Source organism: Bacillota bacterium (genome assembly GCA_013178045.1).
GTDB lineage: Bacteria > Bacillota > Ch66 > Ch66 > Ch66 > Ch66.
The window spans coordinates 1-17,715 of the sequence record JABLXP010000032.1 but is presented as its reverse complement, the minus strand read 5'-3'; the positions used below and the strand labels follow the sequence as shown (position 1 = coordinate 17,715).

Sequence of the window (17,715 nt, the reverse complement as noted above, 5' to 3'; positions counted from 1 at the left end):
CCGTTCGACTTGCATGTGTTAGGCACGCCGCCAGCGTTCGTCCTGAGCCAGGATCAAACTCTCCGATAATCCCTTTATCTTCGAGCTCTTGGCTCTTGTTTCCTTCTGCCTTCTGTGTACCTCAAAGTATCACCGGGTTCATTCTTCCTGAACATCTTTCGATGTCCTTTCTTCCATCGGGCTTTCGCACAACTGTTTAGTTTTCAAAGACCAGTTCCTAGGCCGCCGACTCGCGACGTTTCTTATATTATCACAGCCAGCCGAATCATGTCAAGCTCTTTGGGCAAAAAGTTTTAAATTTGTTGATTTTGTTGACAACAGCCTCTCCGCCGATAATTATAACAACGAAGAGGCTGCACTAAGTCATTGAAGCCTATTTCTTTTTCTTTTCAATCTTGATCGCGCAGTCAGGACAGACAATCTCACAAATCCCGCAGGCGATACAGTTTTCTGGTGCATCTGGGATTACAGTCGGTGTGCTGTATGCCCCAAGCTGGTTTGACCAGATTAAACAACCCTTAGGGCATTTCTCCTTACACAACCCACATCCCTTACACAGTGCCGGGAAAAGGTGAAAAAATCCCTTTTCAACCTCTACGGTAATAACCTTATAGGCCAAGGACATCCCCTTTATTCCTCCTATTCCGAGTTTTATAAAGCTTGTTCTACCAGTTCCTTGCCACGCTCTAAGGCTTTGAAATTGAGTTCTTTAAGCTGCGGATCCTTCTCAAACTTGTAAGCCAGTTTGCTTTCCAGTGCCGCTTTGGCCCTCTCTATTGAGACGACTCCCGTTGCCCCGATTACCGCCCCCATAATGATCACATTAAACACACGCGGATGCAACTCTTTTTTTGAGACCTCGATGGCTGGAATAGCCAGAACCTTTTTGGCATTTTTCGGTAGGTCCTCTTCGATCCCTTCAATATAAGAATCATAGATAAATGTCGTCTCTGGTCCAACATAGACCTGCATCCTTTTGACTGCTCGATCACTCAAGGCCACCACAATGTCACCAGTCTTGAACTTAGGGGAAACGATGCGCTTTTCACCAATTTGAACAAAAGCAATAGAAACACCACCGCGTTGTTCCAGTCCAAAGTTAGGCATGTAAATCGCTTCTTTCCCCTCTTCATAAGCGGCTTCCGTTAAAATCTCGGCCACCGCCTGGACTCCTTGCCCACCCTCGCCGGCAATAGCGATTCGCACAGGCGCTTGCGTAGACACCACCTATTCCTCCTTCCTCCCAGGTACTTTCAATTCGCCAACCGGGAAATACTTCGTCATTTCTTTTTCTAAAAATGCCCAGGTTTCCCTGGCGTTAGTTCGCCAGTTAGTCGGACAGGTGGATAAAGCTTCCACAAACGAAAAACCTCGCCCAGCGATTTGATTTTCTAGGGCCTTCTTAATAAATCCCTTAAGTTGACGGTAATTAGCGACCGTGCCCCGCGCTACATAAGCCCCTTCCTGGGTAATCGCCGCCACCATCTCCGGACCACGCGTGGGGTAACCAGATTCATTAACATCACGGCCATACGGCGTAGTTTCTGTCTTTTGACCAGGCAGGGTACATGGTGATAGCTGCCCACCAGTCATCCCGTAGTTGGTATTATTAATCACGATCACCGTAATCTTCTCATTCCGCGACGCTGAATTAACCAGGTGTTGCGACCCGATCGCGTAACCGCCCCCGTCACCCATATAGGCAATGGTGATCAAATCAGGGTTGGCCCGCTTCATCCCCACCATTACCGGCGTGGTTCGCCCGTGGTGGGTCTGCGTAGAATCCACATCCAGAAAATCCCACGACAGCAAGGAACAACCTATATCACACCCGTAAACCACACGGTTCTGGATTCCTAACTCATCAATAGCTTCTCCCAAAGCCTTCAACGCGATACCATGACCACAGCCTGGGCAGAATTTATGGGGTTTATTATCCTTTCGCCAGGACTTGGGCATTTGCGGTTGAACTAACACTGGACTACCTCCTTCCTCCTACATGATCTCCTTAACTTTTCCGACTATTTCATCCGGAATGACCATAACAGCTGGCTTAAATAGGCTTTCGACCGGAGTGGACAGCCCGTAAAGTTCCTCACGCACCAGGCGCATTAACTGGCCCCAGGCTGATTCAACCACTAACATTTTACTGGCCCTGGCCGCCACCTTCTGTAATGCTTCACGCGGGAAAGGACGCAGTGTAATCGGGCGGAAAAGCCCAACCTTGATTCCTGTGGCCCGCAGCATAGACACAGCTTCTTCCGCCGCCCGGGCAACGATTCCGTGAGCCACAACAACCACGTCAGCATCTTCCGTCGCCACTTCCTTATACTCAATAACCTCAGGCTGAATCCTGTTATATTCGGCCTGCAGCTTGAGCACCACCTCGTAGAGCTCTTCTTCGATGCTGTAAATATTACAGAGGTGCTGAGCCTGCCGGTCTTTACCAATTTCACCCGGTAAGCCGACCAGTGGCCTCGGTTCAACCAACTCGATCCCCCGTTCCTCAGGGGTATACATGATGAGCGGCTCACGCATCTTCGCTTGATAACCATCACCCAGCACATATGTCGGAAAGCGATATTTCCAGGCCACATTAAAAGCTTTAATTACGTAGTCGTAGATTTCCTGATGGCTGGCGGTGGAGTACACAATCCGGTGACCTTCCCCGTTACCACCATAAGTAGTTAATGTGACCTCTTGCTGCGAATAGACCACTGTACCGGATGACGGACCACCACGCTGCTGGATGATCGCCACAAAAGGTAACCGCATCCCTTCGGCCATGCTAAACGGTTCCTGCATAAGGACATTACCTGGTCCAGCCGTCGCCGTAAAAGCCTTCCGACCGGCGATGAGCGCTCCATTGGTGCAGAAGCCCGCCGAGATCTCGTCTTCCGTCTGGAGAAACTTCCGATTGTATTTGGGCGCCAAACGCGTCCAGTAATGCATGATCTCGTTTTGTGGCGTGATCGGGTACCCAAACATGATGTCTGCTTTGGCGTTCAATGCCGCCCAGGCAGCAGCTTCATTTCCAGTCATAAATACTCGTTTACCACTTTGACTTACTTGCGTTGTCAATCACCACACCTCCTAGATTCCTTCTCTATAAAGTTTTTTATTTAAAATAATTCTGTCGGAGTTGGAAAATACATGACCTCACCAGTAGGTGCACGGCATAAAACGATGAATTATTCGTACCGGGTTTCCCTCCTCGTCAAAGGGGCCGATGCACGAGCTAAACTTCTCGTCGACAACAGTGGCAATAACTGGTATATTAAGGATCTGGGCCGCTGCAGAAACGATTCGCGCCCCCTGCTGAATTATTTCCAGATCGGTCGCATCGCCGAGGTGAGAATTATTAATCAAGCCATCAACTCGCCCCAAACTGCGCACATATTCCACAATCTCTTCCACGGTGGCCGTCATCGGACGGGAGATATTTACTACACAGTAAACTTTCAGCTCAGGAGAATCATACGCCCCCTCGACCAAATTTAAAGTCCGTGCGCCGTGGACACCATACCCCACATCCAGAATGATATCACCGGGTTTGCGTAAAGCCCACCGCATTTCCGGCAAAAGAACCGACCCCGCTTCACCCAGACCAGTGGTTTCTTTAGTTTCCCAGGCAATCACATTAATCCCTTTAGCCATCAATTCTTTTTTGATGGGACGGAGGGTATAAAAAGGTTCAACGGTATCCAAATCAACCAAGGTCACTTTCCGCCCGAGGCGAGCTAGATCGAGGGCACGGTTTACTGCGGTCTCGCTCTTGCCACTAGCATATTCCCCGATATATGCTTCCATTATTCTAGCATGAGAAACATCTGCGTTAGGTTTACCGATCGCCGTCACCTCCTGAAATAAACCAAACCTGGCTGTCATCATTTAAGATATACTAATTAGTATACTTTAACACTGGATCTCCGTCAATAAAGTAGGCACATTTTCACTAAAACTAATAAATAAAGGAAAGACCTCGCTAATGCGCGGTCTTTCCCCATTACACGCCCTTCAGCACGAATAATTATGCATTTGTCGTGAAAATTATGATAGCCTAACCGATTAAATAGTGTAGCACAATTAACAAAATTACCCCCGGCATTCCCAGGAAACCGGCCGTCAAAGCCGTGATAGGATTAATCGGCAGGTCAAAGCCAATATATTTACCCACGTAATTGATAACCCCGAGCATGAGCACCCCAACAACCGAGTTAAACAGTATTTTAAACACTAGTTTAATCGGTTTAAGCAGAATCTTTCCGATGACTGCCAGAATGAACAAGGCAAAGATACTGGCAATTAAAACATTCACAATGTCCAAACCGCTCACCCCCAGTAACATCTTATGAGGGCGATTACCAGAATATGCCTCTTAGCGCAGACAACTCCAGGGGTTCTCCAGGACTTCATTGTTTAAATTCTCTTCACGGGCTTTCTTAAGCAGATACTGGTACTTTTTTTCCGCTGCCCACAATTGATAAATAGCGTGATCGATTAGATCAGGATCAGCCGTATGTTCAAAGTACTCCCGGGCCGCTAACCATTCTTGTTTTGCCTGTTCGAGCATTTCTAACTGGAGGTTAGTAGCAACACCGGTCTGGTTACCCTCATCCTGAGAAATGAGCACAGAATCAGCTAAAGCCTTGAGCCACTGACGAAATGGAGGTTTCAAAACCCTCTCCCCCTCTGGCAAGACTCTTCCGAAATTATGTTTATGTTGCCAAGCAGCCAAAAAGACCGCTGAGTAGAGTATTGCCAGATTCGGTTGAGGCTAGTCCAAGTCAACAAAAAAGAGCCTCTGGCAGGCAGTGCTCTAAACCGTTTCGTCTACATTTCTCTTCTCCCCTCAAAGGCTTTATACAGAGTAACCTCATCAGCATATTCCAGGTCGCCACCCACCGGCAACCCATGTGCCAGTCGGGTGACCCGAATTCCTAAAGGCTTGATCAACCTGGCCAAATACATGGCCGTGGCTTCTCCTTCCAGATTAGGATTCGTTGCCAAAACGATCTCTTTAATTATCCCGTCTTTTAGCCGCGCCAGCAATTCTTTAATCCTGAGTTGATCGGGCCCGATTCCATCCAGGGGTGAAATTTTTCCCTGCAACACATGATACATGCCCCGATACTCCCGGGTCTTTTCCAGGGCCACCACGTCCCGTGGCTCTTCCACCACACACAGGATTGTCCGGTCCCTGGTTTCGTCCCGACACACGGCACAAGGATCAACATCAGTCAGATTGCTACAACTAGAGCAGTAACCAATCTTTTCTTTCGCCTCAACGATCGCCTCGGCCAGCCTTCTGGCCTCCTCAGTTGGTACCTGCAAGAGATGAAAGGCCAACCGCTGAGCAGTCTTTGGCCCAATCCCGGGCAATCTGGTCAGTTCGCCAATCAACCGAGCGATTGGGCCAGCATAGTACTGCATCCACCATCACCTCTAAAACAAACCGGGGATCTTCAGGCCGCCGGTAATCCGGCTCATTTCTGCGGCCACCATTTCCTGCGCTTTTCGCAAAGCCTCATTAACCGCAGCTATAATAAGATCCTGCAGCATTTCCACATCTTCCGGGTCAACCGCCTGGGGATCTATCGTCACCGAGACAATTTCTTGCTTACCACTGGCCACAACCTTGACTACCCCCCCGCCAGCAGTCGCCTCAACCGTTCGTGTTTGCAGCTCCTCCTGTAGCTTGGCCATGTCTGCCTGTATTTTCTGGACCTGTTTCAACATTTTGCCCATGTTGCCAAAACCCATAACCGCTATAACCCCCTCATTATATTTTTTAATATCATCTTATTATTCTTTTATCTCAATGACTGTCGGCCCAAAAAGCTCAATAGCCTGCTTAACCAATGGATCATCTTCAGGCTTACTGTTCACCGGGTTAGGCTCAACTGTCACGTCCTGCAGTATACAGCGTAGTCGTAATGGGCGTTTGTAAACAGCTTCCAAACATTTTTCAATGGTTGCCTTAATTTCTGGCTGTTCCGTCTTTTCCTTATGAAAGTTGTAGCCCGGTTTAAACGCAACCGTTACCACATCCCCCGTCACCCCAACGGGTTCAGCTACTATCAGAAATGCATGGGCAGCAATCTTGGCTTTTTTCACTGTTTCTAGAAGCAAAGGCCACTTTTCCACCACCTCGGAAGGGCTCACGACCGGGCTGGGTAAGGGTTCAACGGTCCTGGCTGGTTCAATTACCGCTCGCCCGTATTCACTTTTCCGTCCTTGGCTGGAAGTAGCCGGCCCGGTTCCGTGGAGCGTAGCCTCTTTCCTGGTCGGCGTCTTGAGCGGTACTGCCACCGAGCTCAGGTTTTGTACCAACTGTTCTAAACGTTCAACCCGTATTTTTAGCTCAGCTATCGATTCCACGTGGACGGGTTTAGCTATTTTCAGTAAGGCTACTTCCAGGAGCCAGCGCGGGCTCGTCGTCCAACGCATTTCGGCTTCCGCGTTGGTTAAAACGTTAATGCTGTTCATAATGCGGGTCTGGCCTAATTGTTCAGCTTGTTCTTTCATGCGGTTAAGTAAATCGGGATCAACCGGTAAAAGAGCCTCAGCATCTCCCCCAATTTGCACCAATAAAAGATTGCGCAAGTATTCAACCAGTTCTTTGACGATCTGCCGAATATCTTTCCCTTGGGTAATAAAATTGTCAAGCATAATCAGGGCCTGGTGGATATCCTGATTCACCAAGCAATCAACCAGCGCCATCCTCGCTTCATCACCCGTTACCCCCAACACGGTATTGACATCGTCCTCCGTCACATTCTCACCCGTGTAGGCTACACACTGGTCGAGAATGCTCAAAGCATCTCTCATCCCACCTTCCGCCGCCCGGGCGATTCGCCGCAGCGCCGCCGGGGTTACATTAAACCCGTGGTGGCTGGCAATCTCGACGAGCCGGTCTATCATATCCTTTAACCCCACTCGCCTAAAGTCAAAGCGCTGACATCGAGAAAGGATCGTGGCCGGAATTTTGTGGGGCTCAGTGGTCGCCAGAACAAACATCGCTTGGGCTGGTGGTTCTTCCAGAGTTTTAAGCAGAGCATTAAACGCCTCCGGGGTTAACATGTGAACTTCGTCAATTATGTAAACTTTGGCTTTGCCACTGGTCGGAGCAAACTTGATCTTTTCTCTCAAGTCTCTAATCTCGTCGATTCCCCGGTTGGAAGCCGCGTCAATCTCCAAAACATCCATCGAAATCCCTTGAGTGATGCGGAGACAATTCTCACAGTGGTTGCAAGGCTCAGCCCCCTGGCGGTCCAGGCAGTTAACCACCTTGGCCAGGATTTTGGCAACACTGGTCTTGCCTGTCCCCCGGGGGCCACAGAACAGATAGGCATGAGCGATTCGCCCCTGAACCACCGCATTAATCAAGGTGCGGGTGACGTGCTGCTGACCGACTACTTCTGAAAAAGTCTGCGGTCGCCATTCTCGGTATAGGGCTACGTAACCCACATCTCCCCCCCCTTAACGGCCCATCTAAAAAGTTAATCTGTTTCAAACCTGCTAATTACACTTCGCTATCTGCCCTATTTTTCCTCTTTAAAGCAATAAATATTTAAACGCAAATAAACAGCAATAGATGGCTGATTTAGCCATCTAAGTTAAAATTTTTTTAATTAGCCGTGCACCTACCGTCGAAATTACCTTCCGGGCGTTACCGGAGCAGTTAGCTCTGCTTAGGCACCCCCGCGGCACACAAGAATAATCCCTTAGTGCTGCTTCCTTCCGGACCTGACACGGTTCAGGAGTTCCCGTTGCGCAGGACCCAAACTTCCTCGCCACTTACCCCGGCCAGTCCCCACAAGATAAGGCCTCGGGTAGGAATTCAGCCCCGCTATAGCGGTTTGCGGGTACAGGGCACCGCTACCTCCCCGCCTAGCACGACTAAAAATTAACCTGTTAAATATTCAAAGATACAAGAAAATCCCTGGCCCATTCACTCAACTTTTCCACCGCCAAGGAATTTTGTCGTTATACAAGCGCAAAGTAAATTAGTTAATGGCGGAGAGAGAGGGATTCGAACCCTCGAGACAGGTTTATTGCCCGTCTACTCGATTTCCAGTCGAGCGCCTTCGACCAACTCAGCCATCTCTCCGCGCTGGTCATACTGGATAATTATCATATTTATCTTTCTGGCGGAGAGAGTGGGATTCGAACCCACGAGGCCGCTCATCACAGCCTACTCGATTTCGAGTCGAGCGCCTTCGACCAACTCAGCCATCTCTCCATAATATATAAATACTTGCTTCAATCTCTTAGACGACGAAAAAACTCAGACATAATCCGCCCGCATTCTTCTTCCAGCACCCCACCAATCACCTCAACTTGGTGATTAAATCCGGGGAACTGCACCAAATTCAACAGCGTCCCCGCCGCCCCAGCTTTCGGGTCTCTCGACCCGTAAACCAGACGTTGAATCCGCGCCTGGACAATCGCCCCGGCACACATCGGGCACGGTTCAATAGTAGCATATAAAGTAGCTCTCGACAAGCGCCATCCCTTAGTAATTTTCACCGCCTGCTGAATAACCAGGATCTCAGCGTGCGCTGTCGGATCCTGCCACGTTTCTTTCAGGTTGTGCGCCCGCGCGATGATCTCACCGTCACGGACAATCACTGCGCCAATCGGCACCTCTCCTTTGGCATAGGCTTCGCGGGCCTCAGCCAGGGCTTCCCGCATGTAAAATTCATGCCCCTGTGTTTCCGCCAATTTCAGCGACCCCACCACCAACATATCACCGCTAACCAATTCCCAAAAACCTGCAGGAGTATTATAGCTTATGATTTCATTAGTGTCAAGGAATCAGACCGACATGGTAGCTGTCAAGTTAAATTGGGGAACCCCAGAGAACCTTCTCCCAAGTGGGTCATTACATTTTTTAAGCGCTGTGCTTTTGAACAAGCAAGATCGCTTTTCCCCAGCCTGCAGGTTGTGCACAGGACACCAAATACAGAAGCAAAAAAGAAAAGGGGACAGGCTACTTTTTCTTTAAAAAAGTAGCCTGTCCCCTTTTTTATGCCTTTTTTACTAAATTCTCAGTTCTTTTAACTTACGTACCCGTTCACTGATGGGCGGGTGTGTGCTAAACAGGCTGGCTAAAGATTGGCCGGCCAACGGATTAACGATAAAAAGGTGCGAAGTGGCCGGGCTGATTTGCACAGGAACATGCTGAGCAGCCTGGTCCATTTTTAACAAGGCGTTGGCTAAACCACTGGTATTTCCAGCTATTCTGGCCCCAGTTTCGTCCGCCAGGTATTCCCTTGATCGTGATATAGCCATCTGGATAATCATTGCCGCTATCGGCGCTACAATAGCCAGGATAATCGAACCCAGCAAGCCGGCCCCGCTCTCTTCCTCATCGTCATTGGAAAGTCCCCCGAACATGGCTCCCCATTGAACCACATTGGCAATCATCGAGATGGCCCCCGCAAAAGCCGCAGCAATGGTGCCAATTAAGACATCCCGATTTTTGATATGCGCCAGTTCATGAGCTAATACGCCTTCGAGCTCGGTTTTATTTAACAGGTTTAATAGCCCTTCAGTCACCGCCACCGCTGAGTTAGCCGGGTTACGACCAGTAGCGAAGGCATTCGGCTGCGGCGAAGGAGTGATATACAAACGGGGCATCGGTAATTTAGCCTGTTCAGTCAACCTCTTGACCAGTGCATATAACTCCGGAGCTTCTTCTTCCGTCACCGGATATGACCCGGTCATCTTGATGACCATCTTATCGCTGAAGTAATAACTGAAAAAGTTCATTCCCATCGAAATGATAAAGAAGAGCACCGCTCCCGACGTTCCACCAACAGCGTTACCGAGGAGGACCAATAATATCGTCAGTGTTCCCATTAAGAGCGATAACTTTAAAGTATTCATTTTCTATCAACCTCCATATTGTTTGTTTTACCCACCAACCAAAAACACAGAGAGATACGAAGTCTGATAGAAACGGGGGGTAAGAAGCACGCCCAGCTTCTTAACTACTATCTGCGCAAGCCATTTCTTACGTACAGCTGCTGGTAAGTAATCCCTTGCCCCAACAATTTCAATATTATGGTTTTCGCCTGGCTTACGGCTTTCGAACAATTTAACTAAAGACCTGGGTTCCCTGGAAAGTAAAAAGTCTTCGGCTTCATAAAATGAATAAGACGCCGCCGCAACCAGACACAGTGCAATAATGATTATTCTGCATATTCCTCGCGAAACACCGTTCATAAAATGGCTCATCCTGCTAAATTTTTTCAATTAAATTATACAAGATACCTACTGCCTTTATCCACTCCCACGATAACTGATGCCCACTCCCTAAACGCCTCTATAGCTCATGAGCCTTAAACTTAAATTCACGACAAGGTGGGATTAAGCGGCGCTGGCTGTTGCTTACAAATGTGACCTTTGGAGTAATCCCCGAACGAAAGGAGGAAAAACCTAATGGAGCGGATGTTTAAGGTGGTTTTGACCTGGGATAATGAAGAACAAGTTTACGTTGTTAACCTGTCCGGCATTATTTTTTTGTGGGATTGCTAGGTTCACTAAGTTTTTTGACAGACCCAACGCAGTGGTTTTGCGGAAAAACCCACTCCCAGCAATTAGGAGAAGCCAAACGACCGGATGGAGACGCCGATGCCCTTGATTTGTGGTCGAAGCCAATTTTACACAATCAATGCATAAAATAAAAACCCGCGAATGCTTGCGGGATAAGCTTTCGTCTGGTGCGCCCGAAGGGATTCGAACCCCCGACCAGCGGTTTAGGAAACCGCTGCTCTATCCGGCTGAGCTACGGGCGCATACTTCACAGTGAGGTCAAAGTGAGAGGTCGGTGACCTCTCACTAAAACTGTTATGTGACTATTGAAGGTTTAAACATGAGTGGCGCGCCCGGCAGGATTCGAACCTGCGACCTCCAGATTCGTAGTCTGTTACTCTATCCAGCTGAGCTACGGGCGCAAAATATGGCGGAGAGACAGGGATTCGAACCCTGGAAGCGAGTTTAAGCTCGCTTAATCGCTTAGCAGGCGACCGCCTTCGACCTTCTCGGCCATCTCTCCGCGTGAGGATCAACTATTTAGCCACTGTTCAATTCTTATGGCGGAGGGGGTGGGATTCGAACCCACGGAACCCGTAAAGGCTCAACGGTTTTCAAGACCGCCTCCTTAAACCGCTCGGACACCCCTCCAGCCTGTTTGGCAGGCTTTCGTCCTCGCCCTTTACGAGTTACATCCTAGAGTATAGCACAGCCCTCTTGGGTTGTCAACAACGCCAAAAACCGCCTTTCCTGGGTTATCTGGCGATTCTGGCCAGTCCGCCCATGTATGGCCGGAGTACCTCCGGAATAATCACTGAACCGTCCCTCTGCTGGTAATTTTCCAGGATCGCTGCCACCGTCCGTCCTACCGCCACCCCCGAACCGTTGAGGGTGTGGACAAACTGCGGCCGAGCCTGCGGGCCGGGTCGGTAGCGGATATTAGCGCGTCGGGCCTGGAAGTCCTCAAAATTACTGCAGGAGGAGATTTCACGGTAAGTGTTAAAACTAGGTAGCCACACTTCCAGGTCGTACGTTTTCGCCGCGGAAAAGCCCAAATCTCCCGCACATAAAGTCACCACCCGATAGGGTAGCCCCAATCGCTGCAAGACCTGCTCGGCATTCGCGGTAAGCTTCTCCAATTCCTCGTATGATTCTTCCGGGCGGGTAAACTTCACCAGTTCGACTTTATTGAACTGGTGCTGGCGGATGAGTCCCCGCGTGTCCCGACCGCTAGCCCCAGCCTCTGCCCGAAAGCAGGCTGTGTAAGCTGTCAGGTAGATGGGCAGCTGGTCGTTGTCCAGGATCTCTCCCCGAAACAAGTTGGTTACTGGCACTTCCGCCGTTGGAACCAGGTAGTAGTCAGTCTTATCAACTTTAAACATATCCTCCTCAAACTTGGGCAGTTGACCAGTGCCAATCATGCAGTCACGGTTGACCATGAAAGGCGGGAAGATCTCTTTATACCCGTGCTCTGTGGTGTGGAGGTCAAGCATAAAATTGATCAGAGCTCGCTCCAACCGGGCCCCCAGCCCTTTGTAAACGGTAAAGCGCGCCCCGGCCAATTTGGCTCCCCGCTCAAAATCGAGAATGTCCAGGTCTTCCCCGATCTCCCAGTGAGGTTTCGGCGCAAAGTCAAACTTGGGCACTTCCCCCCAGGTCCGCACCACTGGATTGTCCGCCGAATCGGCCCCCGCCGGGACCGATTCGTGAGGGATATTGGGAATCGTCAGCAGGACCTTTTCCAGTTCATTTTCGAGTTCCTTAATTTCGTCATCGAGGTTTTTTATCCGTTGAGACACTTCACGCATCTCAATAATCAATTCCTGCGCATCCTGGCCCGATTTTTTCCGTCGGCCAACTTCCTCTGAAACCACGTTACGCCGGTTTTTTAACTGTTCGGCTTCAACCAGCAATTTCCGCCGTTTTTCGTCCACCGCCAAAAACTCGGCTAACCCGACCTGGGAACCTCGTTTGCGCAAGGCTGCTTCAACTTTATCTGGGTTACTACGAACAAATTTGAGGTCTAGCATAATGGTACTCCCTTGTCCAGATTTGCAATCCTCGCTGTCGCTTTCGGGTTCATTGCATTTTTATTCAAAATAATTAAAATTTCACCACTTTCACATTCAGTATTCCATCAACCTTACGCAAGTCCTGCACGGTTGTCACATCAACTTCGTTGTCCACATTGAGGGTCATCAATGCGGTTTCTCCTTTATGCTGACGCCCAACTTGCATCATGGCAATGTTGACGTTCTTCTGTCCGAGAATGATCGCAAAGGCACCAATTACCCCCGGTCGGTCGATGTTTTCCACAAAGAGAACATTTTCGGTCGGGGTAATATCCGTAGCATAACCATCTACTTTGACAATCCGCGGCTCATTGTTCCCCGAAAGCGTCCCCGCCAAATGCAGCCTGGTCGTCTTGCCAATCACATTGGCCTCTATGAGATTAACAAAGCCTTCTTTAGTGCGCTCATCTTTACTGGTCAGCACCTTGATACCGCGTGATTCGGCCAGGAGCGGCGCATTAACGTAATTAACCTTCTCACCAATCACCGGTTCCAGTAAACCTTTAAGGAAGGAAACTGTAACCATGTCAACCTCTTTCTTGGAAATCTCTCCGTAATACATTAATTCCACGCGCTCAACCGGTTCTTTTTCTAGCTGGAAGTAAAGTTTGCCTAGTTTTTCGGCTAAACACAGATAAGGTTTCACTCCCGCTAGTTCTTCTTCTAGCAGAGTCGGCAGATTTAAAGCATTCGGCACAATTTGCCCTTTCAGGGCATTGAGAACCTGCGTGGCAATCGTTGCCCCAACCCGATACTGGGCTTCGGCAGTATCAGCCCCCAAGTGAGGTGTCACCGCAATTTTTTCTAGTTGAAAAATCGGATTGCCCGGCGATGGTTCTTTTTCAAAAACGTCAATGCCAGCATAGGCCACAATTCCTTCATTCATGGCTTTGATCAGGGCAGCCTCGTTAATAATCCCGCCTCGCGCGCAGTTGACCACAATTACCCCGCGTTTGGCGACCTTGAATTGTTCTTCACCGATCATCCCCATGGTTTCTTCCGTCCGCGGTGTATGTACAGTAATGACATCTGAGCGACGGACCAGTTCGTTTAGGTCGGTTATCCGTTCCGCCCCAAAGCGTTTAAACCGCTCCTCGGTGATATATGGGTCATAGGCAATAACCTTCATGCCAAACGCCGCCAGGCGCGTGGCCACCATTGATCCGATCCGTCCCAGGCCAACAATTCCTACGGTTTTCCCATAAAGCTCGACTCCCTGGAAGGGTGTCCGGTCCCAACCACCGCTTTTTAACTGCTGCGTAGCCCGGGGAATATTACGGATAGCACTCAGAAGCAGGGCAATGGTATGCTCCGCGGCGGAAATAGTATTGCTCTCCGGGGTATTCACGGCCAATACACCGTATCTGGTGCAGGCCGGTACATCGATATTGTCAATCCCATTCCCCGCTCGACCGACTACCTTGAGCTTTTTGGCTTTTTTGAGTAATTCTTCATTCACCTTAATAACGCTTCTAACAATCAAGGCATCATAATCCTCGATAATATCAAGTAATTCTTCTTGTTTAATGCCAAAGCGAACATCTACCTCTAGCTCTTGTCTTAAGATTTCCAGGCAAACATCAGCGACCCGTTCTGCAATGATGACTTTCATTAGTAGCCCCCCCTTGTTTATATATTTATATATAAAATTTATATTTTATAATTTACTGTTCAACAAAACTTCCTGGGCGGCTTTGAGGCCAGAACCCAATTCAACTTTTCTTCCACTGTCCACCAGAGCCATTTCGATTGCTGCGATCACCGCCAGCATATCCAATGGCTGCACATAACCCAGGTGTCCGACCCGGAAGATGACATTATCAAGTTTCTGCTGTCCTCCCGCCACCACGACATTATATTTTTGCTTCAGGATCTTTCTCAGGTTATTAGCCTCGATCCCCGCTGGGGGAAGAACCGCCGTTACCGCTGCCGAAGCAACCTGGTCGACAGCTAACAGCTCCAAACCAAGGGCTTTCATCGCTGCCCGCACCATGTCGCGCATTAGCCGATGGCGGGCAAAGATCCTTGGTAAACCTTCCTCCTGAATCATCCGCAAGGACTCCCTCAGCCCAGTTAAAAGCGGCAGGGCCGGGGTATAAGGGGTTTGTCCCTTTTTCAAGTTTTTCAGCGCCGCTTTGACATCCCAATAATACTTGGTATTGGTGCTCTTTTCGGCAGCCATCCAGGCTTTTGGACTCACGCTCAAGAAAGTTAGACCAGGTGGCAGCATAAACGCCTTCTGGGCCCCGGTAACTACTACATCCAGTCCCCAGGCATCAGTCTGCAGGTCCATCGCCCCCAGGCCACTGATCGCGTCCACAATGAGCAGGGCCGGGTGGTCCCCCATCGCCTGGCGGATGGCCGGCAGGTCATTTACTACTCCAGTAGAAGTCTCGTTGTGGGTGACGATCACCGCTTTAATTTCCCCGTTAACATCGGCCGCTATTCGCTGCTGTAAAACCTCAGGGTCAATGGCCGTTCCCCAGGGGAAATCAAGCTTTTCCACCTTGATGCCAAACGAACGGGCAATATCAGCGAAGCGGTCCCCGAAGACCCCGATCGAGGCCACCAACGCTTTCTCGCCGGGAGAGAGGAAATTGACAATCGCCGCTTCCATTCCCCCGGTACCGGCAGCCGGAAAAATCAGAACCTCATTTTCTGTTTGGAAGACCTTTTTTACACCAGCAGTTACCTCTTCAATCAAGGCCTTGAACTCCGGGCCTCGATGATTGATCATCGGCTCGCTCAGGGCACGTAATACGCGCGGTGGTACTGGCGTTGGCCCTGGTAAATGCAGATACTGTTTTTCTAAAAACATCCCTACATCCTCCTGTTATTAAACTTATGGATAGCTCTGCTCAACTCAGCTTATCTCGGCAAAACTACACCTCCCTGGTAGTGGTCAAAACCCGGGGTTTAAACAAAAAACCTCTCGCTCCCGACAAACTCCTGTCAGGGACGAGAGGCTTTCCCGCGTTGCCACCCTTATTGACCACCGTAAACCAATGGCCCACTCGTTCATGCGTATCGGACATGACCGGAACAGCTTAGCTTCCAGCATTGGCCTGGACTTTCCGCTGCCGCACTTCGGGGTGGATTCGATAGTCTGTTATATTGGTTTACACCATCCACCAACTCTCTGCGATAACAGTTCTATCTACTATTCCCCAGCATCGTGTGTTCCGTATAGGTGATTTAAGTTATATTATACAATATTCAGATGCCAGGCACAACCTTTTTTAATGACTTTTTCTACGGGCCTCCTCAACCATGTTAACGAAATATTCATGAATTCGTTTATCGCCTGTTAGCTCAGGGTGAAAGGCGCTGGCCAGAAAGTTACCTTGTCGGACGCAAACGATCTTTTCCTCAAACTCGGCCATGACCTCAACCCCTGGCTCAACTGATTCTACATACGGCGCCCTGATAAACACCGCTCGGAACGGTTGGTTGCCAATACCTCTGACCTTTAGATCGGTTTCAAAACTATCGACCTGTCGACCAAAACCGTTTCGCTTCACCCGTATCTTCATTAACCCCAAACGGGGTTGGGTACTATTGACAATATCTTTCGCCAGGAGAATCATCCCTGCGCAGGTCCCGTAGATCGGCATCCCAGCTCTAGCCCGGTGCAGGATCGGTTCGAATAGTCCGAATTCATTCAAAAGCTTCCCGATGGTGGTGCTCTCCCCGCCAGGAATAATCAGCCCGTCAAGGTCTTCAAGATGCTCCACCTTACGGATTTCCGCCGTCTCGCAGCCACACTCATTTAACATGCGGCAGTGCTCAAGGAAAGCCCCCTGCATGGCCAGCACGCCGATTTTGATCTGTTTACCACCCACGTTCCTGCATCCTCTCTGCAGCTGATAAGGTGCTGATTTCGATACCGGGCATAGCTTCACCCAGGTCGCGGGACACTTCTGCCAGAACCTTCGGGTCGTTAAAGTGTGTCGTCGCCGCTACGATGGCCTTGGCCCGAGCCGCGGGATCTTTGGACTTAAAGATACCTGAACCAACAAAGATTCCGTCTGCACCCAACTGCATCATCAGTGCCGCGTCAGCTGGGGTAGCGATGCCACCAGCCGCGAAATTAACAACCGGCAATTTACCTGTTTTAGCCACTTCGACTACCAAGTCATAGGGAGCACCCATCTCTTTGGCGGCGGTCATTAATTCCTCGGCTGGCATATTCTGCAACCGGCGAATTTCACCCATCACCGCCCGCATGTGCCGGACGGCTTCCACCACATTACCGGTACCGGGTTCGCCTTTAGTCCGTATCATCGCCGCGCCTTCGCCGATCCGCCGCAGTGCCTCACCTAAGTTTTTCGCCCCGCACACAAAGGGAACTTTAAACTCGTGTTTATTAATATGGAAGAGTTCATCAGCGGGAGTTAAAACCTCACTCTCATCAATATAGTCTACACCCAAAGCCTCCAGGATCTGGGCTTCCACAAAATGACCAATCCGGGCTTTCGCCATAACCGGAATCGTTACCGCATCCATAATACGCAAGATAACTGTCGGGTCGGCCATTCTAGCTACTCCGCCGGCCGCTCGAATGTCAGCGGGAACGCGCTCCAAGGCCATAACCGCACAAGCGCCGGCCTCTTCCGCAATCTTCGCCTGCTCAGGTGTAGTCACGTCCATAATGACACCGCCTTTGAGCATCTCCGCTAATCCTTTTTTCACAGTCCAGGTACCTTTCTCCACCATTTCTTTCTCCTCCGTTTTTCAATTATTGCAAAAAGATAAAACTTATTCAACTCGTCTCTTGTCAACATTATTTGTAATTTTACTATATTTATATAGGCAACACAAGCCAGCTTAATTTTGGCTAAAATGGTATCACGCTCTATCGGAACTGTCAATATGCCTTATTTTGCAGATAACATTTGTTCAGAAACAAGCAAAACCCCAGGTGATTAACCCGAGGTTTCACATAGAATTAAATTCCGGCAACGTTCTACTCTCCCAGGGGCCGACGCCCCAAGTACCATCGACGCTGGAGAGCTTAACTACTGTGTTCGGGATGGGAACAGGTGTGGCCTCTCCGCTATCGTCACCGGAATTTTTTTCGTTTTGGTTGTTCTTTCAAAAC

At 49.6% G+C, this 17,715-nt stretch carries 18 protein-coding genes, 6 tRNA genes, 2 rRNA genes, 1 other RNA gene and 1 other annotated feature; all 27 genes read right to left on the bottom strand.

Features of this window, described 5'->3' with window-relative positions; genetic code table 11:
* Positions 1-70: ribosomal RNA gene (locus HPY81_10640) — 16S ribosomal RNA — on the bottom strand; the annotation flags it as partial.
* Positions 71-373: 303 nt separating this feature from the next.
* A complete protein-coding gene (locus tag HPY81_10635; protein ID NPV27864.1) occupies positions 374-625 on the bottom strand; it encodes a 4Fe-4S binding protein in 252 nt (83 codons plus the stop codon).
* A gap of 26 nt (positions 626-651) precedes the next feature.
* Complete coding sequence (locus HPY81_10630; GenBank protein NPV27863.1) at positions 652-1,224, bottom strand: 2-oxoacid:acceptor oxidoreductase family protein; 573 nt, start codon at positions 1,222-1,224, stop codon at positions 652-654.
* A 3-nt stretch (positions 1,225-1,227) separates the two neighbouring features.
* Complete coding sequence (locus HPY81_10625) at positions 1,228-1,977, bottom strand: 2-oxoglutarate synthase (GenBank protein NPV27862.1); 750 nt, start codon at positions 1,975-1,977, stop codon at positions 1,228-1,230.
* Positions 1,978-1,995: 18 nt separating this feature from the next.
* Complete coding sequence (locus tag HPY81_10620; protein ID NPV27861.1) at positions 1,996-3,042, bottom strand: ferredoxin oxidoreductase; 1,047 nt, start codon at positions 3,040-3,042, stop codon at positions 1,996-1,998.
* A gap of 117 nt (positions 3,043-3,159) precedes the next feature.
* On the bottom strand, positions 3,160-3,810 hold the full coding sequence (locus HPY81_10615; protein NPV27860.1) for a hypothetical protein: 651 nt from the start codon (positions 3,808-3,810) through the stop codon (positions 3,160-3,162).
* 250 nt (positions 3,811-4,060) lie between these two features.
* A complete protein-coding gene (gene bofA, locus HPY81_10610; protein ID NPV27859.1) occupies positions 4,061-4,348 on the bottom strand; it encodes a pro-sigmaK processing inhibitor BofA in 288 nt (95 codons plus the stop codon).
* A gap of 30 nt (positions 4,349-4,378) precedes the next feature.
* On the bottom strand, positions 4,379-4,678 hold the full coding sequence (locus HPY81_10605) for a YaaL family protein (protein ID NPV27858.1): 300 nt from the start codon (positions 4,676-4,678) through the stop codon (positions 4,379-4,381).
* A gap of 155 nt (positions 4,679-4,833) precedes the next feature.
* Positions 4,834-5,433, bottom strand: a complete 600-nt coding sequence (gene recR, locus HPY81_10600) for a recombination protein RecR (protein NPV27857.1) — start codon at positions 5,431-5,433, stop codon at positions 4,834-4,836.
* 12 nt (positions 5,434-5,445) lie between these two features.
* Positions 5,446-5,763, bottom strand: coding sequence for a YbaB/EbfC family nucleoid-associated protein (locus HPY81_10595; protein ID NPV27856.1), 318 nt, complete (start codon positions 5,761-5,763; stop codon positions 5,446-5,448).
* Between the two features lie 42 nt (positions 5,764-5,805).
* A complete protein-coding gene (gene dnaX / locus HPY81_10590; protein ID NPV27855.1) occupies positions 5,806-7,470 on the bottom strand; it encodes a DNA polymerase III subunit gamma/tau in 1,665 nt (554 codons plus the stop codon).
* A gap of 168 nt (positions 7,471-7,638) precedes the next feature.
* Positions 7,639-7,902: signal recognition particle sRNA large type (gene ffs / locus HPY81_10585), an RNA gene on the bottom strand.
* 115 nt (positions 7,903-8,017) lie between these two features.
* Positions 8,018-8,113: transfer RNA gene (locus HPY81_10580), tRNA-Ser, on the bottom strand.
* 38 nt (positions 8,114-8,151) lie between these two features.
* Positions 8,152-8,245 (bottom strand) — tRNA-Ser (locus tag HPY81_10575).
* A 20-nt stretch (positions 8,246-8,265) separates the two neighbouring features.
* Entirely contained in the window at positions 8,266-8,751 is a 486-nt protein-coding gene (tadA, locus tag HPY81_10570) for a tRNA adenosine(34) deaminase TadA (GenBank protein ID NPV27854.1), read from the bottom strand.
* A 294-nt stretch (positions 8,752-9,045) separates the two neighbouring features.
* The gene (locus tag HPY81_10565; GenBank protein ID NPV27853.1) at positions 9,046-9,894 is read right to left on the bottom strand and encodes a zinc metalloprotease HtpX; all 849 of its coding nucleotides are present in this window, start codon (positions 9,892-9,894) and stop codon (positions 9,046-9,048) included.
* Positions 9,895-9,921: 27 nt separating this feature from the next.
* Positions 9,922-10,233 carry a hypothetical protein gene (locus HPY81_10560; GenBank protein ID NPV27852.1) on the bottom strand — a complete coding sequence of 104 codons (312 nt, stop codon included), beginning with the start codon at positions 10,231-10,233 and terminating at the stop codon, positions 9,922-9,924.
* A gap of 495 nt (positions 10,234-10,728) precedes the next feature.
* A tRNA-Arg gene (locus tag HPY81_10555) sits at positions 10,729-10,805 on the bottom strand.
* Positions 10,806-10,887: 82 nt separating this feature from the next.
* A tRNA-Arg gene (locus HPY81_10550) sits at positions 10,888-10,964 on the bottom strand.
* A 6-nt stretch (positions 10,965-10,970) separates the two neighbouring features.
* Positions 10,971-11,065, bottom strand: a tRNA-Ser gene (locus HPY81_10545).
* Between the two features lie 38 nt (positions 11,066-11,103).
* Positions 11,104-11,193, bottom strand: a tRNA-Ser gene (locus HPY81_10540).
* A gap of 104 nt (positions 11,194-11,297) precedes the next feature.
* A complete protein-coding gene (gene serS / locus HPY81_10535) occupies positions 11,298-12,572 on the bottom strand; it encodes a serine--tRNA ligase (protein NPV27851.1) in 1,275 nt (424 codons plus the stop codon).
* 73 nt (positions 12,573-12,645) lie between these two features.
* Positions 12,646-14,226, bottom strand: coding sequence for a phosphoglycerate dehydrogenase (locus HPY81_10530; protein NPV27850.1), 1,581 nt, complete (start codon positions 14,224-14,226; stop codon positions 12,646-12,648).
* A 45-nt stretch (positions 14,227-14,271) separates the two neighbouring features.
* Positions 14,272-15,432: an alanine--glyoxylate aminotransferase family protein gene (locus HPY81_10525; GenBank protein ID NPV27849.1), complete on the bottom strand. Its 1,161-nt coding sequence runs from the start codon at positions 15,430-15,432 to the stop codon at positions 14,272-14,274.
* A 133-nt stretch (positions 15,433-15,565) separates the two neighbouring features.
* Positions 15,566-15,797 (bottom strand) — a binding site (T-box leader).
* A 56-nt stretch (positions 15,798-15,853) separates the two neighbouring features.
* Entirely contained in the window at positions 15,854-16,441 is a 588-nt protein-coding gene (gene pdxT / locus HPY81_10520) for a pyridoxal 5'-phosphate synthase glutaminase subunit PdxT (protein NPV27848.1), read from the bottom strand.
* A 4-nt stretch (positions 16,442-16,445) separates the two neighbouring features.
* A complete protein-coding gene (pdxS, locus tag HPY81_10515) occupies positions 16,446-17,330 on the bottom strand; it encodes a pyridoxal 5'-phosphate synthase lyase subunit PdxS (GenBank protein ID NPV27847.1) in 885 nt (294 codons plus the stop codon).
* Positions 17,331-17,567: 237 nt separating this feature from the next.
* Positions 17,568-17,684 (bottom strand): 5S ribosomal RNA (gene rrf / locus HPY81_10510).
* Between the last annotated feature and the right edge of the window lie 31 nt (positions 17,685-17,715).

Bases quoted from the DNA above. Each gene is read 5' to 3' on its own strand.
- tadA (NPV27854.1), bottom strand. From the start codon at position 8,751: ATGTTGGTGGTGGGGTCGCTGAAATTGGCGGAAACACAGGGGCATGAA.
- HPY81_10565 (NPV27853.1), bottom strand. From the start codon at position 9,894: ATGAATACTTTAAAGTTATCGCTCTTAATGGGAACACTGACGATATTA.
- bofA (NPV27859.1), bottom strand. From the start codon at position 4,348: ATGTTACTGGGGGTGAGCGGTTTGGACATTGTGAATGTTTTAATTGCC.
- HPY81_10615 (NPV27860.1), bottom strand. From the start codon at position 3,810: ATGGAAGCATATATCGGGGAATATGCTAGTGGCAAGAGCGAGACCGCA.
- HPY81_10525 (NPV27849.1), bottom strand. From the start codon at position 15,432: ATGTTTTTAGAAAAACAGTATCTGCATTTACCAGGGCCAACGCCAGTA.
- HPY81_10530 (NPV27850.1), bottom strand. From the start codon at position 14,226: ATGAAAGTCATCATTGCAGAACGGGTCGCTGATGTTTGCCTGGAAATC.
- HPY81_10635 (NPV27864.1), bottom strand. From the start codon at position 625: ATGTCCTTGGCCTATAAGGTTATTACCGTAGAGGTTGAAAAGGGATTT.
- HPY81_10620 (NPV27861.1), bottom strand. From the start codon at position 3,042: ATGACTGGAAATGAAGCTGCTGCCTGGGCGGCATTGAACGCCAAAGCA.
- pdxS (NPV27847.1), bottom strand. From the start codon at position 17,330: ATGGTGGAGAAAGGTACCTGGACTGTGAAAAAAGGATTAGCGGAGATG.
- serS (NPV27851.1), bottom strand. From the start codon at position 12,572: ATGCTAGACCTCAAATTTGTTCGTAGTAACCCAGATAAAGTTGAAGCA.
- HPY81_10560 (NPV27852.1), bottom strand. From the start codon at position 10,233: ATGAACGGTGTTTCGCGAGGAATATGCAGAATAATCATTATTGCACTG.
- recR (NPV27857.1), bottom strand. From the start codon at position 5,433: ATGCAGTACTATGCTGGCCCAATCGCTCGGTTGATTGGCGAACTGACC.
- HPY81_10595 (NPV27856.1), bottom strand. From the start codon at position 5,763: ATGGGTTTTGGCAACATGGGCAAAATGTTGAAACAGGTCCAGAAAATA.